At 66.8% G+C, this 22231-nt stretch carries 20 protein-coding genes and 1 pseudogene; 10 read left to right on the top strand and 11 right to left on the bottom strand.

Annotated elements, in window-relative coordinates; genetic code table 11:
• Nucleotides 1–95 precede the first annotated feature (95 nt).
• Nucleotides 96–1817, top strand: a complete 1722-nt coding sequence (locus AAHA49_RS10545) for an OLD family protein (RefSeq protein WP_051619731.1) — start codon at nucleotides 96–98, stop codon at nucleotides 1815–1817.
• Nucleotides 1814–3436, top strand: a complete 1623-nt coding sequence (locus AAHA49_RS10540) for a UvrD-helicase domain-containing protein (RefSeq protein WP_342038245.1) — start codon at nucleotides 1814–1816, stop codon at nucleotides 3434–3436. Before AAHA49_RS10545 ends, AAHA49_RS10540 begins: the two co-directional genes overlap by 4 nt.
• Nucleotides 3437–3471: 35 nt before the next feature.
• On the opposite strand, the gene AAHA49_RS10535 is transcribed toward AAHA49_RS10540, so the two are convergent.
• The 4 genes and pseudogenes from AAHA49_RS10535 to AAHA49_RS10520 form a co-directional block, all read right to left on the bottom strand.
• Nucleotides 3472–3909, bottom strand: a complete 438-nt coding sequence (locus tag AAHA49_RS10535) for a tetrahydrofolate dehydrogenase/cyclohydrolase catalytic domain-containing protein (RefSeq protein WP_137826720.1) — start codon at nucleotides 3907–3909, stop codon at nucleotides 3472–3474.
• Nucleotides 3909–4631: pseudogene (gene purU, locus AAHA49_RS10530) on the bottom strand (formyltetrahydrofolate deformylase); the annotation flags it as partial. The pseudogene purU and the gene AAHA49_RS10535, both read right to left, overlap by 1 nt.
• Nucleotides 4632–4652: 21 nt before the next feature.
• Nucleotides 4653–4922 (bottom strand): ACT domain-containing protein, encoded by a 270-nt coding sequence (locus tag AAHA49_RS10525; protein WP_342038244.1) that lies wholly within the window; start codon nucleotides 4920–4922, stop codon nucleotides 4653–4655.
• A 12-nt stretch (nucleotides 4923–4934) separates the two neighbouring features.
• A complete protein-coding gene (locus AAHA49_RS10520; protein ID WP_342038243.1) occupies nucleotides 4935–5636 on the bottom strand; it encodes a 4-carboxy-4-hydroxy-2-oxoadipate aldolase/oxaloacetate decarboxylase in 702 nt (233 codons plus the stop codon).
• 338 nt (nucleotides 5637–5974) lie between these two features.
• On the opposite strand from AAHA49_RS10520, the gene AAHA49_RS10515 reads away from it, so the two are divergent.
• Genes AAHA49_RS10515 through AAHA49_RS10500 form a run of 4 tightly spaced genes read left to right on the top strand, consistent with a single transcriptional unit; the run spans nucleotide 5975 to nucleotide 9320 of the window.
• A complete protein-coding gene (locus AAHA49_RS10515) occupies nucleotides 5975–7327 on the top strand; it encodes an aminomethyl transferase family protein (protein WP_342038242.1) in 1353 nt (450 codons plus the stop codon).
• A 9-nt stretch (nucleotides 7328–7336) separates the two neighbouring features.
• A complete protein-coding gene (locus AAHA49_RS10510) occupies nucleotides 7337–8242 on the top strand; it encodes a methylenetetrahydrofolate reductase (RefSeq protein ID WP_342038241.1) in 906 nt (301 codons plus the stop codon).
• 50 nt (nucleotides 8243–8292) lie between these two features.
• Complete coding sequence (locus AAHA49_RS10505; RefSeq protein WP_342038240.1) at nucleotides 8293–9042, top strand: alpha/beta fold hydrolase; 750 nt, start codon at nucleotides 8293–8295, stop codon at nucleotides 9040–9042.
• Nucleotides 9042–9320, top strand: coding sequence for a muconolactone Delta-isomerase (locus tag AAHA49_RS10500; RefSeq protein ID WP_342038239.1), 279 nt, complete (start codon nucleotides 9042–9044; stop codon nucleotides 9318–9320). Before AAHA49_RS10505 ends, AAHA49_RS10500 begins: the two co-directional genes overlap by 1 nt.
• A gap of 536 nt (nucleotides 9321–9856) precedes the next feature.
• Here the strand turns inward: AAHA49_RS10500 and AAHA49_RS10495 are convergent.
• From AAHA49_RS10495 to ligA, 4 genes are all read right to left on the bottom strand, one after another.
• The gene (locus tag AAHA49_RS10495; RefSeq protein ID WP_342038238.1) at nucleotides 9857–11158 is read right to left on the bottom strand and encodes an MFS transporter; all 1302 of its coding nucleotides are present in this window, start codon (nucleotides 11156–11158) and stop codon (nucleotides 9857–9859) included.
• 56 nt (nucleotides 11159–11214) lie between these two features.
• Nucleotides 11215–12516, bottom strand: a complete 1302-nt coding sequence (locus AAHA49_RS10490) for an MFS transporter (protein ID WP_171007116.1) — start codon at nucleotides 12514–12516, stop codon at nucleotides 11215–11217.
• 588 nt (nucleotides 12517–13104) lie between these two features.
• Complete coding sequence (locus AAHA49_RS10485; RefSeq protein ID WP_342038237.1) at nucleotides 13105–13944, bottom strand: class III extradiol dioxygenase subunit beta; 840 nt, start codon at nucleotides 13942–13944, stop codon at nucleotides 13105–13107.
• Nucleotides 13937–14434, bottom strand: coding sequence for a protocatechuate 4,5-dioxygenase subunit alpha (gene ligA / locus AAHA49_RS10480; protein ID WP_249356907.1), 498 nt, complete (start codon nucleotides 14432–14434; stop codon nucleotides 13937–13939). The genes AAHA49_RS10485 and ligA overlap by 8 nt, the downstream gene beginning before the upstream one ends.
• Before the next feature lie 80 nt (nucleotides 14435–14514).
• On the opposite strand from ligA, the gene AAHA49_RS10475 reads away from it, so the two are divergent.
• On the top strand, nucleotides 14515–15549 hold the full coding sequence (locus AAHA49_RS10475) for an amidohydrolase family protein (protein ID WP_342038236.1): 1035 nt from the start codon (nucleotides 14515–14517) through the stop codon (nucleotides 15547–15549).
• A 215-nt stretch (nucleotides 15550–15764) separates the two neighbouring features.
• Here AAHA49_RS10475 and AAHA49_RS10470 read toward each other — a convergent pair whose 3' ends face one another.
• Entirely contained in the window at nucleotides 15765–16406 is a 642-nt protein-coding gene (locus AAHA49_RS10470) for a GntR family transcriptional regulator (protein ID WP_342038235.1), read from the bottom strand.
• A gap of 113 nt (nucleotides 16407–16519) precedes the next feature.
• Between AAHA49_RS10470 and AAHA49_RS10465 the strand changes: the two genes are divergently transcribed.
• Nucleotides 16520–17467 (top strand): Gfo/Idh/MocA family oxidoreductase, encoded by a 948-nt coding sequence (locus tag AAHA49_RS10465; RefSeq protein ID WP_342038234.1) that lies wholly within the window; start codon nucleotides 16520–16522, stop codon nucleotides 17465–17467.
• A gap of 22 nt (nucleotides 17468–17489) precedes the next feature.
• Here AAHA49_RS10465 and AAHA49_RS10460 read toward each other — a convergent pair whose 3' ends face one another.
• Nucleotides 17490–18338, bottom strand: coding sequence for an SDR family oxidoreductase (locus AAHA49_RS10460; RefSeq protein WP_342038233.1), 849 nt, complete (start codon nucleotides 18336–18338; stop codon nucleotides 17490–17492).
• Nucleotides 18339–18731: 393 nt separating this feature from the next.
• Here AAHA49_RS10460 and AAHA49_RS10455 point away from each other — a divergent pair, with 393 nt between their 5' ends.
• Both AAHA49_RS10455 and AAHA49_RS10450 read left to right on the top strand, forming a co-directional pair.
• The gene (locus AAHA49_RS10455) at nucleotides 18732–19214 is read left to right on the top strand and encodes a DUF1990 family protein (RefSeq protein WP_342038232.1); all 483 of its coding nucleotides are present in this window, start codon (nucleotides 18732–18734) and stop codon (nucleotides 19212–19214) included.
• Nucleotides 19211–20053 carry a phosphotransferase family protein gene (locus tag AAHA49_RS10450; RefSeq protein ID WP_342038231.1) on the top strand — a complete coding sequence of 281 codons (843 nt, stop codon included), beginning with the start codon at nucleotides 19211–19213 and terminating at the stop codon, nucleotides 20051–20053. The genes AAHA49_RS10455 and AAHA49_RS10450 overlap by 4 nt, the downstream gene beginning before the upstream one ends.
• Nucleotides 20054–20275: 222 nt before the next feature.
• Here the strand turns inward: AAHA49_RS10450 and AAHA49_RS10445 are convergent, their stop codons facing one another.
• Nucleotides 20276–22138, bottom strand: coding sequence for an amidohydrolase (locus tag AAHA49_RS10445; protein ID WP_342038230.1), 1863 nt, complete (start codon nucleotides 22136–22138; stop codon nucleotides 20276–20278).
• Nucleotides 22139–22231 lie beyond the last annotated feature (93 nt).

The raw sequence follows: 22231 nt of genomic DNA, 5'->3' as shown, positions 1-22231 counted from the left end.
GGTTCCGAGCGGGAGAAGGTCCGTTGATTCACGCTCATCCTCCCGTTGCGAGCCGAGCGCTCAGCTTGCATCGGGGGGTATGCAAGGAGTAGCCAATGAGGGTCGCGCGCATCCGTATCGGACGTTTCCGGGGTTATCGCCATGCAGCGCTCGTGGTGCCAGAGAACATGGTGCTTGCAGGTGAGCCGCAGGCGGGCCGCACTGACATCGTCGAGGCCCTGCGCCGGGTTCTCGACGCCCGCAGTACTCGGTCCCGCGTGAATCCTCTCGACGTCTACCGACCTGCTGACGGCGATGAAGAGTCCTTGACGGAGGTAGAGGTGACTCTCCTCGACCTCGGGGAGGACCTCGAAACTCTTCTCAGCGAGAATCTGGAAACGTTCGACCGGGCAACCGGGGAGATCGCCACGCCAAGCAACGCGGGCGACGCGGTTCTGGGCGTACGTCTGTGCTATCGCGCACGATATGACCTCGATACGGACACCGGCGAGCACTGGGTCGATTACCCGGCGCGAAGTGATCCCGCTGCCGGTGTGTTCAAGAAGGCGAGCCGGATCGAGCGTGAGTCTCTGCCTGTCCAGTTCGTTGACAGTGCGCCGGCTCTCCAGCTGCGGGCAGAGGGAGTCCTGAGAGCACTCCTTGCTGATGCCGATCCTGGTGGCCTGGACAGCGCCCTCACCGATCTGGATTCGGCCGTCCATGCTGCAACCGGGTCGTTCTCTGAGACGGAGGTGGTCACTAGCGTTCTGGATAAGGTCATTGATTCCGGACCGCAGACTCTCTTCGGTATCGATGACTCCGCCGACATCAGTTTTCTGGCGGATGACGGTTCTATGGCTGCCCTCCTCAGAGCGCTTCAACCAGCGATCTCGATGGGTGCGGCCGGGGCCCTTCCCGTCCGTTCCCAGGGGTCGACTCTCGAGAGTGTGCTCTCGGCCGCTGAAGCCATCGCAGCCGCGCGAGATGCACAATCAGGCGTCGTCATCATCGGCGATGACTTCGGAGATCGCCTTGACGCATCGTCATCTGAACACATGGCGCGGCTCATCCACGTAACGGCAGGGCAAGCGATCCTCACAACGCGCCGTCCTGAGGTAGTACGAGCATTCGATCCCGGTGAGCTGGTTCGGCTCACGGTCAGCCACGGCGAGAGACGACAGCACCAGCTCTCTGCAGTCACGGACAAGACGGGCCGAGTCAACCGGAGGCTCATCCTGGAGCAGCTTCTCGCAGCGCTGAGCGCGAGAACCGTTGTCCTCCTGGAGGGGCCGCTCGATGTCGAGGGGTACGGCGCGCTCGCGTCGCGGCTCTTCCGGAAGACGAACGAACCGCACCACAGCCTCCCCGCTAACGGCATCCGCCTGGTCGCCCCGCCAGGGTCAGACGGAGGAGTTACCCGGCTCCCAGCCATTGCCGAGATCGCCCTTGAACTCGGATTCCACGTCCGAGCGATCGTCGACAATGACAAGCCAGGACACGAAGATCCAGCAGTCGGAGTCCTTGCAGGAATGATCGAACAACTCGTCGTGCTTCCCACTCGCACCGCCGTGGAGGCCGCACTCATCCGCGGCGTACCCGGAGATCAGCTCCGAGAGACGGTCGAGACCCTGGAAGACTTCGGCATGCCCGCCCTGCCACCCGATCTCGGCGACGACGACATCGCGGACCACCTCATCGCGACGAAAGTGATCAAGAAACAGGGGCTAGGGGCAGCCTGGGCTCACGCACTGACACGACAGCCGCCGATCGCGCGGTCCGCGATCGAAGCAGTCTGCGGCGATACGCTCGGACGCATCGACATCCCTGATCTACCATGACATTCGCCCCGCAGAACACGGAGCAGCAGCGAGTCGTAGCGACGCAGGCCGAACTCACTGTCGTGCTCGGCGGAGCGGGTGTCGGAAAGACGACCAGCGCGCTCGCCGCAGCTCACGCCCATCTTGAACGAGTAGCAGAAAGCGAACCCCACGATCGGGTCCTGTTCCTCTCGTTCTCTCGTTCCTCGGTGGCGCGCATAGCCTCCCGCGCAAACGAGATTCTCGGCCGCCGAGGCTCCCAGGTGGACATCATGACGTTCCACTCGCTCGCGTTCTCCGTGGTCCGGAGATTCGGGAATCTGGTCGGACACGGCGACGCCGTCCTCGTCAGCCCCGCTCGCGAGAAGCTCGGGCTGGCCCAGCACGAGATCGGATACAGCAGGCTCATCCCGCTCACACTCGAAATCGCTCAGGCCGCACCTGCTGTCGCAGAACACCTTCGCACCCGATGGGGCCTCGTAATCGTCGACGAATTTCAGGACACCGGCGATGCGCAGCAAGACCTCCTTCAGCTGATTGCCCGCGACAGCAGGCTGATACTGCTCGGCGACCCGAACCAGTGCATCTACACGTTCCTCGCCGAAGACGGCGTCAGAGTGGAGCGCATCGATGAAGCCTGCTCGGCCGCTGGGACAGAGAACACCATCCTGCTGCCAGAAACCTCCTTCCGAGACCCCTCCGGGATCATCCCGGCCGTCGCCAACGCCATCAGGGGACGCCTGTTCGACTCAGAGGCCATCGCGGCCGCCATCCAGGACGAAAGACTGGTCATCCAAGACGGAATACCACTCTCCGACGAGACCAGTCACGTCGCACGGGTCGTTAGCGAGTTAGCCGCGAAAGATATGGGCGTGGCAGTATTCACGCACCATAACGACATGCTCGCGGCTCTCTCGGATGCACTTGAAGCCGACGGGATCGAACATGAAGTTGCCGGTCTCAGTGACGCGCTCGCCGCCGCCCTCGACGCCCAGACTGCGATGGCGCGATTCCACACCGGCGATGGCACCTGGGGAATTGTTCTCGAAGCGATAGCCGTGTTCCTGACGAGCGCGCAACGTGGGCAGAAGGCGCCCCCCATCGCGTACCAGGTGATGAACGGTTCAGGCCCCACGACCCTGCAAGCTCGCCTGAGCGCTCTTCGAGAGCGTCTCTCCGAGGCGGGGTCCATTCGGGAGGTAATCGAGGTAGCGGCGACGGCACACGACGCGCTCGGACTACCGCAGAAGTCGGGCGCCTGGCAGCAAGCAGCAACCCTGCTCTCGGTGATGTACGCGCGAGCGGCACGCACGAGCAGCGCCCGCGATGACCGTCAGATGGTTGCAGCGATCTGTGCGGAAGCTCGTGAGGCGAGTTACGCGGCGCTCACGGACTCGGCGCTGAGCCCGCGAGAGGTTCAACTAATGAACCTCTACCAGACGAAGGGACGCGAGGCCGACGCAACCGTCGTGGTGTTGCGGGAGGGAGACTTCATGGGCTACGAATCAGAACCGTTCCCCACAACAAGTCGGCTCCTCTACGTGGTCTTCTCCAGAGCCAGACACAAGATCGTCGTGCTGCTCGTGGGCAACAGGTTCCACGCCGCCGTAGCGCCTCTCGCGGCTCTGGCCGCGAACTGAGCTTGCCTACGAGGGGGACCAGAAGGGGACCAGAATCATGCAATCCATGCATCCCGTGACGTGTTCTGCATGATCTGACGCCCGGAATCACGCGGAATCCGGGCAGGCCGAAGCCGTTTGGACGCCTGGGGGATGAGGTCGATGAGCGCCGCGGCGTCCTGCCCACCCGGCAGCGGCAGCTGGAGGAGGATGCCGGAGACCTCGTCATCGGCGGCGAGCTCGGTGAGCACCCCGGCGATGTCCTCGACGCTCGCCTCCGCCGGCAGCTCCCGGTGGCGGTCCCCGATGCCCACCGAGGTCGCGGCCTTGCGTTTGCTGCCGATGTAGACCTGACTGGCCGGGTCGTCGCCGACGAGGACGGTGGCGAGCGCGGGACGGCGGCCCGCCTCGGCGGCGAACTCCTCGACGAGCCGCGCCGTCTCCGCCCGGTACCGCTTGGCGATCGCCTTGCCGTCGATGATGCGTGCCGCCATCAGAAGACCACCGTGGTGTGTCCGTCGCGGACGACCTTGTCCTGGCACCACCAGGCCACGGCACGCGAGAGGACGGTGCGTTCGACGTTGGCCCCGCGCAGGGCAAGGTCGGCCGCGGTCTCCTCGTGGCCGACGCGCACGACGTCCTGTTCGATGATCGGGCCCTCGTCTAGGTCGCCGGTGACGAAGTGCGCGGTCGCGCCGATGAGCTTGACCCCGCGCTCCTTGGCCTTGCGGTAGGGGGCGGCGCCGATGAAGGCCGGGAGGAACGAATGGTGGATGTTGATGACGGGCACGCCGACCTGCTCGAGGAAGTCCTCGGAGATGATCTGCATGTAGCGGGCGAGGACGACGAGGTCGACGTTGCCGCGGAGCAGGTCGAGCTCGCGGGCCTCACCCTCGGCGCGGGTGTCCTTGTTCAGCGGAATGTGGAAGAAGGGGATGCCGAAGTTCCGGACGTCGGCGGCGAGCACATTGTGGTTGGAGATGACCATGGGCACGCTCATCTCGATCTCCCCGCGACGCTGCCGCCACAGCAGGTCGAGGACGCAGTGGTCCGAGGTCGAGGCGAGGATCGCGACCCGCTTGCGCTTGTTCGCCTCCGTCAGCGACCACCGCATGTGCAGCTCGTCATCGAGCAGCCCGCCGAGGTCGTCCATGAGCTTGGGCTTGACCGTGGGCAGATCCGGCAGCCGGAAGACGGTGCGCTGGGTGAAGCTGCCCCCGTCGGAATTCGAGGAGTACTAGTCGAGGTCGATGATGTTCGCACCGTGGTCGAGCAGGAGGGTCGAGATCTTCGAGACGATCCCCGGACGGTCCTCGCCTTGGACGACGAGGCGACCCACCTCGGCGGAGTAGGGGTCCTGGTCGGATGGGGTCGTCGGGGAGGTTTTCGCAGCACCCGCCGAGGTGGGGGCGGGGGCGGCTGCGGGCGCCGGACTGCCGGCGGGGTGGGCGTCTGCGGTGGCTGCAGATTGGGCGTCTGCCGTGGTGGCGGTCTTCGTCGAGGTCATGTCGGCTCCCTTTCAGTGGTCGGTGGTCTGGTCTGCCCAGGTGACGTAGCGGACGCCCTGGTCCTGAAGCACCGGGCGCAGTCCGTAGCGGTCGATGCCGAGCTCCCCGCGCTGGAAGGCCTCACGGGCGGCTTCCTCCTTCGCGATGCGGGCCGCGGAGGCGTCGAGGACGGCGTCGACCTCGTCCCGGCGCACCCGCACGACGCCGTCGTCGTCGGCGACGATCGCATCGCCTGGGGAGATGGAGCAGCCGCCGATGACGACGGGCACGTTGATCGCTCCGGCGGTGGCCTTGACGGTGCCCTGCGCGCTCACCGCAGCCGACCATGCCGGAAAGTCCATGTCGCGCAGCTCCTGGGTGTCGCGGACTCCGGTCGTCGTCACGAGGCCGCGGACCCCGCGGTGCTGGAGCGAGGTCGCGAAGAGCTCCCCGAAGAGGCCGTCGCGGTTGGGCGAGTTCGTCGTGACGACGAGGATGTCGCCGTCCTGGCACTGTTCGACGGCGGCGTGGATCATGAGATTGTCCCCTGGCCAGCACACGACGGTGACGGCGGTGCCGGCGATCCGTGCTCCCTGCTGGATGGGCCGGATGTCCGGCTCGACGAGTCCGCTGCGCCCCTGCGCCTCGTGGACGGTGGCCACGCCGAAGGCGGCGAGGCGGTCGAGCCGATCGGACGCGAGACGGGGAACGTCGGTGACGATGATCTTCTCCATGAGGAGCACCTTTGCACTTGGGTTTGCAGATGGACGGGCACGGGCGGTCTGGACGTGGGCCGGCACGTGTGACTGCCGGACCGGCACGAGCGGCTGCTCGACCGGCACAGGCGGCTGCGCGTGGACGACCGAGGCAGGCACGCCGGGCCGCTGACACTATCCAGGCAAACACCGTCGATCAGGTTTGTCAACAATATTGTTGACAAACCTGCGGACTGAGGGCGAGACTGGGAGAAGCAGCGCATGTGCTCCACGTCTCCTCGACCTCGGTCGCGGGAGGGGCTGCGGGCACAGCGATGCGAACATCGTCGTTCCTTATCTCCTGGAGGTATCTGCCCATGAGCGCCAACAGTCTCAAAGACGAACTCAGCGCCGGTTCCGGTGTCGTTGCGACCCTGAAGAACTCGCCGTACCGACCCATGGTCTTCCCCGTCGCCGCCGAGTTCACGAACTGGCGTTCCGAACAGCATGCGTGGCGCGATTCGGTGGCCCTGCTCGACCAGTCCCACCACATGACCGACCTGTTCATCAGCGGTCCCGATGCCGCTGCGCTGCTCGAGCACCTCGCCGTGAACTCCTTCAAGAACTTCGGCGTCGACAAGGCCAAGCAGATGGTCTCGGTCAACGCCGACGGCAAGTTCATCGGCGATGCGATCCTCTTCCACCTCGAGGACGACCTCTACGATCTCGTCGGCCACCCCATGCTCATCGACTGGGTCCACTTCAACGCGGAGACCGGTGACTGGAACGTCACGATCGACCGCGACCCCACCTCTGCCGACCGTCAGGGTCCCCCGAAGCTCTACCGCTTCGAGATCCAGGGACCCAACGCGGTCAAGGTCATGGAGAAGGTCACCGGTCAGCCGGTGCCCGATGTGAGGTTCTTCAACATGGCGACGTTCACGATCGCCGGCCACGAGGTCAAGGCGCTCAAGCACGGCATGGCCGGGCAGCCCGGCTTCGAGATGTTCGGCCCCTGGGCCGAGGGCGAGGACGTGCTCGCCGCCCTCCTCGAGGCGGGCAAGGACTTCGATCTCAAGCGGGCCGGGGCGAAGGCGTACTCGACGGCGAACATCGAATCCGGCTGGGTGCCCACGCCCCTGCCGGCGATCTTCACGAGCGAGGACACCGCCGCCTACCGCGAGTGGGTGCCGTTCGGGCGGATCGGTTCGCTCGGCGGCAGCTACGATGCCGAGTCCATCGAGGACTACTACCTCACCCCCTACGACCTCGGCTACGGCCGCACCGTGAAGTTCGACCACGATTTCGTCGGCCGGGAGGCGCTGGAGAAGATCGCCGAGGGTCCGCACCGCGTCAAGGTCACCCTCGTGTGGAATCCCGAGGACGTCGCCGGCGCCTTCGGTTCGCTCATGGGCGAGGAGCTGCCGGCGAAGTTCATCGAACTGCCGAAGTCCCGCTACGCCCACCACCAGTACGACAAGGTCACCGTCGACGGGTCCACGGTCGGAATGTCGCTCGACTGCGGCTACGTCGCCAACCCCCAGGCCTACATCTCACTCGCCGTCGTCGACGCCGAGTACGCCCAGCCGGGCACCGAGGTCACCGTCGTGTGGGGTGAGAACCCCAACACGGACAAGCCCGCGATCGAACCCCACCGGCAGATCAGCATCCGCGCCACCGTGGCTCCCGTGCCCTTCGACGTGCACGCCCGCGAGAGCTACCGGGCATAAGGAGGCGCCATGCAGTCCAATTCCTCAGACGCCCCCGCCTCCGCGGCGGGGGCCACGCAGACCCCCACCTCGGCGAGCGCCGAGGCGACGGGGAGAGCACCGGGATCCGCTGACCATGCGTGGCCGGAGTTCGGCTACGAGGTGATGCCGTTCAAGGGCATCTTCGAGTCGGTCACCGCCTCGGTGCCCACCGACGTCCCGCTCACGGTCACGGCCTCGCCGAACAAGACGATCGAGGACACGGTCAAGCTCGCGGTGCGCTTCCACGCCGACGGCTACCGGGTGGCCCCGCACCTGTCCGCGCGGATGATCCGGAACCGGGACCACCTCGGCGAGCTTCTCACCGACCTGCAGGCCGGCGGGATCCGTGAGCTCTTCGTCATCGGCGGGGACGCCGAGCCGCCGGCCGGGGACTACGTCGATGCGCTGGGTCTGCTGCGCGACATCGCGTCGTTCGACCTGGCCTGGGATCGGATCGGGATCGGCGGGTACCCCGAGGGGCATCCGAAGATCGACGATGCGAAGCTGCTCCAGGCGCTCGTGGCCAAGCAGCCGTTCGCGACCCACATCGTCACCCAGATCTGCTTCTCCGCCGAGGCGACCGCCACCTGGCTGCGTCAGCTGCGGGCCGCCGGCGTCACCCTTCCCGTGCGGATCGGGGTGCCCGGGGCGATCGAGCGGACGAAGCTCATCCGGATCTCGAGCAGCGTCGGCGTCGGGGAGTCGATGAACTTCCTGCGCAAGCAGCAGTCGATGTTCTGGCGCTTCTTCGTCCCCGGCGGCTACAACCCGACGAAGCTCGTCAAGGCCTACCGGAAGCACTTCTCGGCACCCGATGTCGAGGGCTTCCACATCTTCACGTTCAACTCGGTCAAGTCGACCGAGGAGTGGCGGAGGAAGATGAACAGCCATTGATCGTCGCCGAACTTCCCACCCCGACCTCCCAGCCCGAAAGCGAGGCTCCCATGAGCTTCGATGACCACCCGCCCACGTATGTCCTCGTCCACGGCGCCTGGCACGGCGCGTGGTGCTGGCGCGGTGTCGAGGAGCTGCTCGTCGCCAACGGGGCGAAGGTGTCGACGCCGACGCTCAGCGGTCTCGGCGACAAGGCGCACCTGCCCCTTGCCGAGATCGGGCTGTTCACTCACATCGCCGATGTCGTCGCGCACCTGCGCACGGAGGAGCTGAGAAACGTCACGCTCGTCGGGCACAGCTACTCCGGGCTCGTCGCCACGGCCGCCGCGGTCCTCGAGGAGGAGCGGATCAGCAAACTCGTCATCGTCGACGGCTTCCTGCCGCGGGCGGGCGAGCGGTGGTCGGACCTGCTGCCCGACCGCGCAGCCGCGCACTACTGGGAGGCGCTCGGGCAGTCCGGGGGTGTGAGCATCGCACCGCGTCCGGTCGCCAACCTCGGCGTCACCGATCCGGACCTGCTCGAATCGATCCCGCCGAGGCTGACCCAGCAGCCGGGGAAGACCTTCACCGAGGCGACCCGGTGGGGTCTCGACCAGCTCAATGTGCCCGGACGCTACCTGCTCGCCGACGGCTGGAACACGGTGTTCGGTCCGTCGAAGCAGCGGGCCATCGACGCCGGGTGGAGCCACCGGGACCTCGACGGCGACCATGAGCTCATGCTCACCGATCCGAAGCTGCTCGCCGAGGCGCTCATCGAGATCCATTCGCCGAAGTCGGTCAAGGTCAGGAAGGTGCACTGATGGAGTTCCTCGTGTGGCAGGAGAAGCTGCCGGCCATCCCGTCGAACGCCTACAGCGTCCGCGAGGAGAGGGCGTACGCCGATTCCCTGCGGGAGCAGGGCGTGCTCGAACGCATCTGGCGCAAGCCCGGCAGCTCGACGGCGGTCGTCCTCTACCGGGTCGACGACGCCGACCACCTGCACCGTGTGCTCAGCGCCCTGCCCTCGTTCCCGTGGATCACCACAACCGTCCACCCCCTGGCCACGCACCCGCAGGAGGCGACGCCGGCCGAGGGGTGAGAGGGCGGAGCACTCATAGAGGTCTGCGCGGAGCGGCCGTCGAGCGAAAGCTCGACGGCCGCTCCGCGTTCCCGCGCCGACGATTGNCGGAGAGCCCAGTTCGGGAACTGAGCCCTCGAAACCGAAGTGAGCTCTACCCGAATGTGGCGCCGGACGCGAGCGCGGCACAGCTGTCGCCCAGGACACCAACAAGGGGTGTGCGTTCACGTTGAACGCACACCCCTTGCGACTGAGGCTGTCGCACGTGCAGCGGCCGCCAGTCCGTCAGCGGCCGGCCGTCACAGGCGATCGCCTCTGCACCCCGGCGTTGCACGAGCCGGATCTCAGAAGGGCCCACTTGGATCTGGAGAGCTCAATTCGGGAACTGAGCTCTCCGGATCGAAGTGGGCTGTATCCGGATGCACCGAAGAACGCTTCACGGAGAAGCGGAGGCACGAGCGACCGGGACCGCTACTCCGGACACCAGCCGACGCCTACTCCTCGTTCGTGACCAGCCGGGGTTCACCCCTCACTCGTGACCGGACGGCGCTCACCCCTCACTCGTGAGCATGCGTACCCACCTTCATGAACACAGCGCCGATGAGACAGACGACCGTCGAGACGACCATGTAGGTCGCGAGCGGCCAGACGTTGCTCGACGCCCCGACCAACGCCGCCGCGATGAGCGGAGAGAACCCGGCGATGACCGAAGCGATCTGATAGGAGATCGACGCGCCGCTGTAGCGGACCTGCGGCGGGAAGATCCCGGCGAGGACCGCACCCTGCGGCGACGACATCAGCGGATGGATGATGAATGACACGGCGTAGGCCAGGAGCATCAGACCGAAGCTGCCGCTCGTGATGAGGGCGAACATCGGGAAGATCCATACTGCGGTCAGAGCCATGCCGAGCATGTACGAGCGCTTGTGACCGACCTTGTCCGCGAACACCGCGACCAGGGGCATCGCAGCGAACTGCACCACCGATCCGAAGATGATGACGATGAGCATCTGAGATTGGGGCATCCCCATCGCCTGGGTCATGAACGTGAGCATGAACACCGTGAGCACGTGGCCGACGATGGGCGGCACGATCGAGATGAGACCGCCCAACAGCATGGGCACGGTGTACCTGCGGAAGAGCATGCCCAGCGGGTTCTTCAGCACTTCCGCGGACGCCTCGAGGCGCTTGAACGACGGCGTCTCTCCGACCTTGAGCCGGATGTAGAATCCGACGATGACGAGCACCCCGCTGGCCAGGAACGGAATCCTCCACGCCCACGCCGCGAACGCCTCGGGGGCGACGGCGGCCGAGACCCAGAACACGATGAGGTTGGCGAGGATGATCCCGGCAGGGATCCCCATGCCGGGGATCGCCCCGTAGAGCGCACGACGCGAACGCGGTGAGTACTCGACCGCCATGAGCACTGCACCGCCCCACTCACCTCCGACACCGATGCCCTGGATCAGGCGCAGCGCGACCAGGATGATCGGGGCGGCCACACCGATCGTCTGATAGTTCGGCAGCAGACCCATCGCGACTGTCGATCCGCCCATCAGCATCATCGACAGCATGAGCATCGACTTCCGGCCCAGCCTGTCCCCGAGCGAACCCATGACGACCCCGCCCAGCGGTCGCGCGACGAAGCCGATCGTGAAGGCGCCGAAGGCAGCCAGCGTCGAGCTCAGCGGGTCGGTCGACGGGAAGAACTGCGGAGCGAAGACCAGGGCAGTGGCCGAGCCGTAGAGGAAGAAGTCGTACCACTCGATGGCCGTGCCGATGAAGCTCGCCCAGAGGACCCGCAGCCGCTCTCGCGGCGTGATCTCGACCGATAGGTCGGCAGCAGTCGATGAAGGCATTCCAATGTTCCTTTGGTCAGGGAGGATTCGTGCGATCGACGGTCAGAGCTCACCCCTCACTCATGGGCATGGGTGCCGACCTTCATCATCGCCGCGAACGCGAGGCAGACGGCCGAGAGCACCGTCATGTAGATCGCGAGCGTCCAGACGTTCCCGCTGGCCCCGACCAGGGCCGCGGCGATGAGCGGCGTGAAGCCTGAGATGACGGCCGCGATCTGGTAGGAGATCGACGCGCCGCTGTAACGGACCTGCGGCGGGAAGATGCCGGCGAGAACCGCGCCCTGTGGTGAGGACATGAGCGGGTGGATGATGAAGGAGACCGCGTAGGCGAGGATCATCAGCCCGAGGTTGGCCGTGTTGATGAGCATGAACATCGGGAAGATCCACACGACGGTGAGGACGATGCCCAGCAGATACGAGCGTTTGTGCCCGATCCGGTCGGCGAAGACCGCGACGAAGGGCATGACGACGAGCTGGACCACGGAGCCGAGGATGACGACGAACAGCATCTGGCCCTGCGGCAGCCCGAGCACCTGCGTGCCGTAGGTGAGCATGTAGACGGTGAGCACGTAGCCGAGCAGCGGCGGGACGATCGAGATCAGTCCGCCGAGGAGCATCGGCCCGCTGTACTTGCGCAGCAGGAGCCCGAGCGGGTTCTTGAGCACCTCGGCGGAGGCTTCGAGGCGCTTGAACGACGGCGTCTCCCCCACCCTGACGCGGATGTACATGCCGACGATGACGAGCACGCCGCTGGCGAGGAACGGGATCCGCCATGCCCACGCCGCGAACGCCTCGGGGGCCACGGCAGCGGTGACCCAGAGGAAGACGAGGTTGGCGGTGATGATGCCGGCGGGCACACCCATTCCCGGGATCGCGCCGTAGAGGGCGCGACGCTCCCGCGGCGAGTACTCGACGGCCATGAGCACGGCACCGCCCCACTCGCCGCCGACGCCGATGCCCTGGATGAACCGCAGACTCACGAGGATGATCGGCGCGGCGATGCCGATGGTCGCATAGTTCGGCAGCAGGCCCATCGCCACGGTCGAGCCGCCCATGAGGATCATGGAGAGCATGAGCATGGACTTCCGGCCCATCTTGTCGCCGAGGAAGCCCATGACGACACCGCCGAGGGGCCGAGCAACGAAGCCGATCGCGAAGGCGCCGAACGCCGCCAGCGTCGAACTCAGAGGGTTCTCGGACGGGAAGAACTGTGGAGCGAAGATCAGTGCGGTGGCAGAGCCGTAGAGGAAGAAGTCGTACCACTCGATGGCTGTGCCGATGAAGCTCGCCCACAGCACGCGCAGTCGTTCGCGCTTCGTGATGCGTGGTGGCTCGTCGGTCCTGGTCGATGAGGACATTGCTGGGATCCTTGCGGTAGATCGACAGTTGAACGGTGCCGCAGGGGTGGGCAGGAGGTGATCCGAGCCCGTGCGCGATGCGACGACACTGTCAGCACCGGTGCACGGATGTGAGGCACATCGCATGCACGAACTCAGTCTACGCATTGTCAACGTAATTGTGAACAATTATGTTTACGAAAATTTCGTGTTCTGAGATTCACGGCTCTCACCAGCCGTTTCCCTCGCCGAGGCGGTCCCACCTATCGACCCTCGCCGAGGCGGGGCTCCCGAATCCGTGCTCGCCGCCACCCCCGGCTGCCGCGCATCGGCGTGCCCCATCCTCGGCCGCCGCACCTCGGGGCACCCTCGCCCGGATGGACCCGCACCTCGGCGGACCCTGCCCGGCTGTCACACCTCGGCGGACCCTGGCCGGGTTGCCGCACCTCGGCGGGCCCGACCCGAACGGACCCCACCTCGGCGAGCCCGAACGCATGGCAGCGGCGACACCCATTCGGGTGCCGCCGCTGCAGTCAGGGGGCGCTCTCAGTCCGCGTCGGCGGCCGCCTCATACGGCGCCGTCGCGGGCCTCAGGCAACCTCGCGCGCCTCAGGCGTTGTCGAGGACGATGAGTCCGTTACTCGTGTTCGAGGTGGGCACGTAGATGCTGCGGTAGACCTCCTCGACGGAGTCATTCATCGCCCCGCGCATGATCAGCCACATGACGAGCTCGACGCCCTCGGTGCCGGCCTCGCGGAGGTATTCGACGTGCGGAACCTGGGCCTGCTCGGCGGGGTTGCTCACGAGGTTGTCCATGAACTGCGAATCCCACTCGGAGTTGACCAGCCCTGCCCGCTCGCCCTGCAGCTGGTGGGACATGCCGCCGGTGCCGAAGACGACGACCCGTTCAGCGCCGGGGTAGCTGTCGATCGCGCGACGCAGAGCCTTGCCGAGCATGTAGCAGCGGTGACCGGTCGGCGGCGGGAACTGCACGACGTTGACCGCGAGCGGAATGACCTTGGTCGGCCAGTTCTCCGGCTGGCCGAACATCACCGAGAGCGGAACGGTGAGACCGTGGTCGACGTCCATCTCGTTGGCGATCGTCATGTCGAACTCGTCGAGGATGAGCGATTCCGCCAGATGCCAGGCCAGGTCGGGGTCACCCTCGACCGTGGGCACCTTGCGCGGGCCGAAGCCTTCGTCGGCGGGCTGGAACTCCGGAGCCACGCCGAGGGTGAAGGTGGGGATGAGCTGCATCGAGAACGCCGAGGCGTGGTCGTTGTAGACGACGATGCACACATCGGGCTTCTTCTCCTCGATCCATTCCCGAGCCGGGGGAAGGGTGTCGAAATAGGGCTTCCACACCTCGTTGCCCGACTTGCCGTTATCGAGTGCCGCGCCGACCGCGGGAACGTGGGAGCAGCCCACTCCGCCGACAATTTCAGCCATTGTTCTTGTTCTCCCATTCGCTCTTGAATCGGTTGCCCTCGATCGGGCGGCCGCCGTTGCGCATCATCTCGGCGAATTCCGCCTCGGTGATGCTGGACATGTCTCCGCCCATCCCCTGCATGCTCAGTCCGTCGAAGATGGCGAGCTTGAAGGTGTAGTAGACGTTGCCCCCGACCTCGAGGAGGTGCAGCCACTGACGCTCTTCGACGGCCGTGCGCTGCTCAGGCGTGAGCTTGAACCTGTCGAGGTACGCGGAGGGATCGCTGCGGAACGCCTCCCGATTCGGCTCCTCGTTGAGAGACATCAGGAACTTATTGAGCTGGTAGCCCTCTTTCGCGCGGCGAGCGTCGAAGACATAGGTTCCGGGGATGTCGTCATAGTCGCGGTCTTGATCTTCAGTCACCACTGTCACAACTCCTTTGTTCACGTCGGCAGGCGAAGGGATGACGCAGGGTTTCATCGAGAACGTCACCCCCTCGCCGTCATCCATTCTGCTCCTTGTTTACAAAATTGTCTACACTTTGTGCTACTTTCTCAGTAGCACAGATCACACACCCGCACGCTGAAGGGATGGTCCCCTTGATCATCGACTGCCACGGCCACTACACGACCTTTCCGCCGGCGGTGGGCGCCTGGCGTCAGGCGCAGAAGTCCGCATTCGTCGACGGGCTGGAGTTCGACGCGGCCTCGCCGATCGACATCAGCGACGACGAGCTGCGGGAGTCGATCGAGGGTGCCCAGCTTGCTCTGCAGCGCGAGCGCGGGATCGATCTGACGATCTTCTCACCGCGAGCCAGCTGGATGGAGCACCATGTCGGCGACCAGGCGGTCTCCCTGGCGTGGACCCGGCAGCAGAACGATCTCATCCGCCGCATCTGTGATCTCTTCCCGACCAGCTTTGCGCCCGTGGCCCAGCTGCCGCAGTCGCCGGGGGCCGATCTCACCGCGACCGTGGCCGAGCTGCGCCGCTGCGTCGAGGAGCTCGGCTTCATCGGGTGCAACGTCAACCCGGATCCGTCGGGCGGACACTTCGACGGGCCCCCGCTGTGGGATCCGTACTGGTCGCCGCTGTGGGAGACGATGCAGGAGCTCGACGTGCCGGGGATGATCCATGTCTCGGGCGCGGACAACGACTACTTCCACACCACCGGCTCGTACTACCTCAGCGCCGACACGACGGCGTTCATGCAGGCGCTGAGCTCAGGCTTCATGCGCGACTACCCGGGGCTGCGGCTGATCATCCCCCACGGCGGCGGTGCCGTGCCCTACCACTGGGGCCGGTTTGCGGGCATGGCGCAGGACAAGGGCTGGGACCTCGAGGGACTCATGGAGCAGGTGTACTTCGACACGTGCGTCTACCACCAGCCGGGCATCGACCTGCTCGTCGACGTCATCGCACCGGAGAACATCCTCTTCGGGACCGAGATGATCGGCGCGGTGCGCGGCAAGGACGCGCGCACCGACCGCTATTGGGACGACACCGGGTACTACATCGAGCACACGGACCTGCCGCAGGCGGAGAAGGACCTCATCTACTCCGGCAATGCGATGCGCGTGTTCCCACGCCTGGCCGCCCTGCTCGAGGATCGCTCACGCGCGAGCTGACGATGACCTTCGGCAGCGGACGCATGACCGGTGGGACCCGAGAGTCCGCCCACCTCGGTGAAGCAAGCGAGCATCCGGCCCGCCGCGGTGGGGCGAACCAGTGTCAGGCCCGCCGCGCCGTCGCGCGCAAGGATCATCCCGGTTGCCGCGACGCCGGCCCTGACGGCATCCGCCTTCACTCAGGCACTCGCCGTCATCCGGGACCTGCCTGCGGCTCAGTACGCGTTGATCTCGCGCCAGTTGCGCAGCACGGAGATGACCGAGTCGAGGTGGGCCCGCATTGCGCGGTCGGCGGCCTCGGGGTCGGAGGCCACCACGGCCTCGATGATCGCGAGGTGCTGGCCCAGCGACTCCGCGGGGCGTCCGGGCACGAGGCTGATCTTGTACTGGTGGTGCACGGCGCGGTTGCGCAGCAGGCGGATGAGCTCGCGGGCGACGTCGTGGCGCGAGGTCTCGCCGACCTTGCGGTGCAGCGAGGTGTTGAGCTCCGAGTAGCGCATGACATCGCCCTCGGCCACTGCGGCCTGCATCTTCTCGCCGATGTCGACGAGTTCGGCTTTGTCCGCATCGGTCGCGTTCTTCGCGGCCTCGCTGGCGATGAGGCATTCGAGCACGGCTCTGGCCTCGGTGATCTGCACGGCCTCTTCGGGGCTGACCCGGCGCACCGTCGCTCCGCGGTTGGTCTCCCGTTCGACGAGCCCTTCGGCGCTGAGGGCGAGGAACGCGGCTCGCGCGGAGGCGCGGCTGATCTCGTAGCGGTCGCAGACGACCGCCTCCACCAGGCGCGCGCCCGGTGGGAAGTACCCGTTGAGGATGTCCTGACGCAGGGCGTCCGTGACAGTATTGGCTTGACTCACAATGGTGACAATAACATAGACAATTTTGTCGCCAAAGCACTGACTCCCTCGCACCGATCGACCACAGTGAGGCGAGAATACCGCCGATCCACACCGAAGGGAAGAGAGCTGACATGAAAGTCGCCTTGGCAGGAGAAGGAGCCATCGGCCGCAAGCATCTCGACGCGATCGCCCAGATCGACGACGTCGAAGTGGGACTCCTCATCGGCAAGGAACCCGATGCCGTGGCCCGCGTCGCGGCCGAGTACGGGATCACGGAAACGGCGGACGACCTCGGCGAGGCTCTGAACAGGACCGATATCGATGCGGTCATCCTCGCGACCCCGACGCCGCTCCACGCGGAGCAGGCGGTCGAGGTGCTGCGGGCGGGCAAGCACGTGCTCGTGGAGATCCCGGTGTCCGAGAGTCTGGCCGATGCCAGGGCCGTCGCCGAGGCGGCGGAGGAGTCGGGTGCGGTGGCGATGGTCGCGCACACGCGGAGGTTCAATCCCGGTCATCGGTGGCTGCATCGGCAGTTCGAGAGCGGCGAGCTCGTGCTCCAGCATCTCGTCGCCGAGACCTTCTTCTTCCGACGGGAGAACATCAACGCCAACGGTGAGCCGCGGACCTGGAACGATCATCTGCTCTGGCATCACGCGTGCCACAGCGTCGACCTCTTCGCCCACCAGACGGGGGCGCCGGTCGCGGCAGTCCAGGGGTTCGCAGGACCGGTGAGCGAGACGATGGGGATCTACACGGATCTCAGCGTCTCGGCGGCGAGTGAGTCGGGTGCCCTGCTCAGCCTCGCGGTGTCGTTCAACAACGACGGGCCGCTGGGCACGACGTTCCGCTACATCTGCGACAAGGGCACGTTCATCGCCCGCTACGACGACCTCGTCGACGGCTACGGCAATCCCGTCGACACCGGGGAGGATGCCGCGATGGACGGGATCCGCCGCCAGGACGAGGAGTTCGCCGAGGCGATCCGGCAGGGCCGTGAACCGGAGAGTTCGGCGGCGCAGGCGGTGGCGACGATGGAGCTCCTCGACCGCATCGAACGTTCGCTGCCGGCGGTTCGGTAGGGCAGGAGTCGGCGCAGACGCCTCAGGCGCTCCCGCCCGCGGTCAGGAGACCGCCGTCGGCAGTGAGCACCTGGGCAGTGATCCAATCGGCATCGGCTGAGGCGAGGTAGGCGACGGCCGCCCCGATGTCCTCGGGCGTGCCGAGTCGGCCGACAGGGTAGGTCGCTGCGACCTCATCCTCACGGCCGTCGTAGAGGGCACGGGCGAACTGCGTCTTGACCACGGCCGGAGCGATCGCGTTGACGCGGATGTCGGGGCCGAGTTCGACGGCGAGGGTGCGGGTGAGATGGGAGACCGCGGCCTTCGACACCCCGTAGAAGCCGATGCCGGGACTGGGCATCTCGCCGGCGACGGATGAGATGGACACGATCCGGCCTCTCCTCTCGCGGAAGCCCAGCCCCTCATGATGGACGGTGCCCTGCACCCAGGCCAACGTGCCGAGGACGTTGACGTCGAGGATCTTCCGCGCGGCATCGAGGTCGACGTCGATCGTCGGACCGTAGACCGGATTGATGCCGACATTGGTGACGAGTACGTCGAGGCGACCGAAGCGGGCCGCGATGGCGTCGAACACCTCGGCCCGGTGCGCCGGGTCGTCGGACTTGCCGGCGATGCCGATCGCGGTGCCTTCGGGGAAGGAGGCGACCGCCTCGGTGAGGGATTCCGCAGTGCGAGCGGTGAGAACGACGGTCGCACCTTCGGACTGCAGCCGCTGAGCGATGCCGAGCCCGATGCCGCGGCTGGCTCCGGTGATGAGCGCGACCTGGCCATCGAAGCGCCGAGGCGGGACCGCGGTGTTCGACGCGGCGGGGGCGGGATCGGTTCCAACGGTGGGCGCAGAGGTGGGTTCATTGGGTGGCGCGTCGGTCATGGGAGCTCCTATCGCGGTGATGAACTTGCGTATCCTCAGCGACTCGACCAGCAGCGGTCACGCGTGCTCTACTGATCGATCACTCAGTTCTGCGGGTAGCCTAAGACCGCTGGTGAGGTGCACACAAGGCCCTGGTGCAGATTGCCCTTTTCTGTGCACCTCGCCGTCGCACGAGCTGTTTGAGAGGGTGGTGGCCTGTCTGCGCGGGGCCTCGCCGGCAGTGCGGCCTGGGCGGGCCTAGCCCGCCGTATGGCCTGGGCGATATGCATCAGCTCGTCCGCGGCGTCCACCACCAGAGGGACTCGACCGGGCGATGTGGCATTGTGGACCGCGTACGCTGCCTGCCTCACACGGACGGCCTCGATGCCGCAAGGCTCTGATGAAAGTTCGAGCATGAATTCCCTTGAGCACATCCGCGACGTCGGCTCGGCCGCGCTCTTCCCGCTGGCCAGGGACGCGATCCTCACGTGGCAGCTGCAGGCCGGCGCCGGAGTCATCGCCCGACCGCAGCGCCGGGTGGAGCCGGGCATGGTCGTCGACCTGTGGCTCAATCCCGGTTGGCCGGGCCGTGTCCGGCGACTGCGCGGAGAGGACATCGTCCTGCCCGTCGGGTCGTGCGTCGTCGAGGACGTCATCGACACCGACCGGCAGGCGGGTTTCGTCTACCGCACGCTGCCCGGTCACCTCGAGACCGGGGTGCAGACGTTCCTCGTCTCCGTCGACGACGACCGGCTCATCGCCTCGATCACGTCGCGCTCGGTGCCCGGCCATCCGCTGCTCAAGGCCGCAGCTCCTGTGTCGGTCGCGACTCAAAGGATGATGGCCGCCCGGTATGCCGCCGGTCTTGAGCGCCTGCTCGCGGAAGCTGGCCGGTGACGTCGGCGCTCGCTGGTTCGGGCTGGTCTCCCGCCGAGGCGGTCGCCTCGGCATCGGTGCTGCTCGGTCGGCACCTCGAACTGGTGAAAGTGCTGCCCGGAGGCCAGCATGCGATGACCGTGCGAGTCACGGACGGACACACGGACTTCGTCGTCCGCGGCTTTCCTACCGGGCATGATGCCGCTCACCGTGAGGCTGCGGTTCTGCCTCGACTGACCACACTCGGTGACTTCGTCCCGCGCCTCGTCGCAGTCGACCCGGGATTGCAACGTCCACTTGTCATCACCACGGTGGTCACCGGCGGTGCACCGGGCGACGCGCTTCCGATCGACGTCATCGCCCGGGAAATGGCCGCGACTCTGGTTCGGATCCACAGACTGAGCGGTGCAGGGCTGCCTGTGGCGCCGTCGGGCCCGCCCACTGGTTCGTCGCAGATCGCGAGGCGAGCCCAACACGAGTGGGCGGCTCTCGATCTCAGTGATCCCGTGCTCGTCCACTCCGACTTCTGGTCGGGCAATGCACTCTGGAAGGGCGAGATGCTCACCGGAGTCGTCGACTGGGCTGGCGCCCGGCAGGGTCCCCGCGGCATCGACCTCGCGTGGTGCCGCCAGGATCTCGTACTGCTGGGATCCACCTCGGCGCCCGACGTCTTCCTCGCCGAGTACGAACGGGGGCTCGGTCGACCGATCGACGACATCCGTACCTGGGATGTGCAGGCCGCCGCGCTCGCTCACGAACGGGTCGAGACGTGGCTGCCCAACTATCAGGGCATCGGCCGAACCGACCTCACTGAGGCCGACCTCCGGTCGCGCCTCGACGAATGGAACGCGAAGCTCTGAGCAGGCACGTCCCCGCGGGGACGTCTGTCGACACCACCGCTCGGTTTAAGTCCACATGGTATGGACTTATCCGTACCGTGTGGATTTCTACCGCGCGGTCCGATGGCGCGCGTCCCCGCGGGAAAGTTTCCCAGCTGAACTGACAGCGCCCTGACACCACCTGGGCGCACTGTTCGCTCGACGCATGATCCCTCGACACCACATCGATCGCACGGCGCCCGCTCACTCCGCGGAGTACTGGACCTCGCCGCCGACGACGGTGAGGAAGACGCGGGTGTCACGGATCGCCTCGGCGTGGGCGAAGAGCGCCTCCTCCGAGTCATAGCCGAGCAGACCATCGGGCCCGGCGACCGCCTCGGCGGCGACAAGACCTTCAGCTTCGCACGGGTCGGTGTCGACGACGATGAAGTCCGCGTCCATCCCCGCAGCCAGGTGCCCGCGCCGGTCGCCGAGACCCGCAGCGACAGCAGGCGCCCGCGAGTGCAACCGGAACGCCTCGACGGCGGAGAGTCGGCGCTGCGGCTGGAACGTCGTGCTCGCATCTCCTGAGGTGTCGGCCCTCGTCATCGCCGCATAGATCGCCGCGAACGGGTTCGCGTGCTCGACGGGTCCGTCCGAGCCGAAGATCACCTCCGCCCCTGCGCCGAGGAGGTCCGGCCACGCGTACGCCGCGAGCTGGGCGGACTCGTCGATGAGGTGGAGCAGATGGAGGTCGGAGATGCAGTGGCGCGGCTGCATCGAGGCGATGACGTCGAGCTCGGCGAAACGGGCGACGTCCTCAGGCTGGATGAACTGCGCATGCTCGACCCGGTGGCGCAGCCGCCTGCCGAGGCGCTCGGAGACCTCGAGAGTGATCGGCCGCAGCCGCTCGAACACGTTGAGCACATGATGGTTGGCCTGATCGCCGATCGCGTGGATCGCCACGGAGATCCCCGCCTCGGTCGCGATCCGCGCTTGTTCGAAGAGCTCGTCCTCGCTCATCTGCGCGATGCCGTAGTTGAGGTGCGTCTCGGGCGCCACCTCGAGGGCGACGACACCGACTTCGGCACCCGCCGTCGCCTCGACGGATTCGGGCGCCTCGGCACCGTGGACGCCGACCCCGGCCGGCTCGGGTTCGGGATAGGGCGAGGACATGTGGCTCGTATGCGACCCGAGCGCCCCGTCGGCGAAGAGCTTGACCCCGCCGTGCTGCAGCCAGTCGTCGCCTCCGCCGGTCATCCATCCGGTCTCGATCGCCCACGGAACCTCCGGCTGACGGAGGAACTTCGTCACCCGCAGCCGCTGCCGCCCGGCCTCACGCAGATCGTTCCACCCCAGCGTCGAGGCGATCCCATCGAAGTCGTGGATGCCGGTGATCCCGAGCGAGAGGAAGAGCTCCTGCGTCCGCTCGAGGCGCTCGGCCTGGTCCTCGCGGCTCGGCTCCGGAATGTAGCGAACGAGCAGATCCGCGGCATCCTCCCTGATCAGGCCCGTCACCACTCCTGCGGTGTCGCGGACGATCTCACCGCCGGTCGGATCCGGGGTATCGGCGTCGATGCCCGCGATCTCGAGCGCATGCCCGTTCGCCCACACCGTGTGCAGGTCGATCGACCACATCGCCACGGGATGGTCGGGCACCTCCCGGTCGAGCAGCTCCCGGTCGGGGTAGCGCGGGTCGTCCCAGCGGTTGAGATCCCACCCGGCACCGACGACCCACGACCCCACCGGCAGGGTCTGCGCGCGCCCGCGGATGGCGGCGACCGCCTCGGCGAGGGATCGCGTCCCGGAGAGATCGAGGTTCGTCAGGGAATCCGCGTACGCGACCGAATGCATGTGCGCGTCGACTATGCCCGGCAGGATGACCCGGCCCGCGCAGTCGATCTCCTCGACGGCGGCACCGGGGATCACCGAGGTGGCGCCCACCCCTCCCGCCGAGGCGAGCGCCGCCGTCGACGACGTCTGCGCGGCGGCGATGTCGAGGAGTTCGTCCCGGGCACCCACCGCCACGATCGTCTCGCCGTCGACGAGGATCGCATCGGGCGGGGTCGTCGGGGCCGCCTCGGCGGGGGCGAGCGTGCGCACGACGGCATTGGAGAACAGACGCATGCGCTCAGTCTAGGGCCGAAACCGCCCAAGTCAGCGGCGCGGTCCGAGGGGGATTCGGGCCGCTGAACGGTGGTGGTTCGGGTGGGGGTGCTG

It is taken from the genome of Brevibacterium ammoniilyticum (genome assembly GCF_038429965.1).
Lineage (GTDB): Bacteria > Actinomycetota > Actinomycetes > Actinomycetales > Brevibacteriaceae > Brevibacterium > Brevibacterium ammoniilyticum.
The sequence above is the reverse complement of the archived record's forward strand: the minus strand, read 5'-3'. Positions and strand labels throughout refer to the sequence as shown.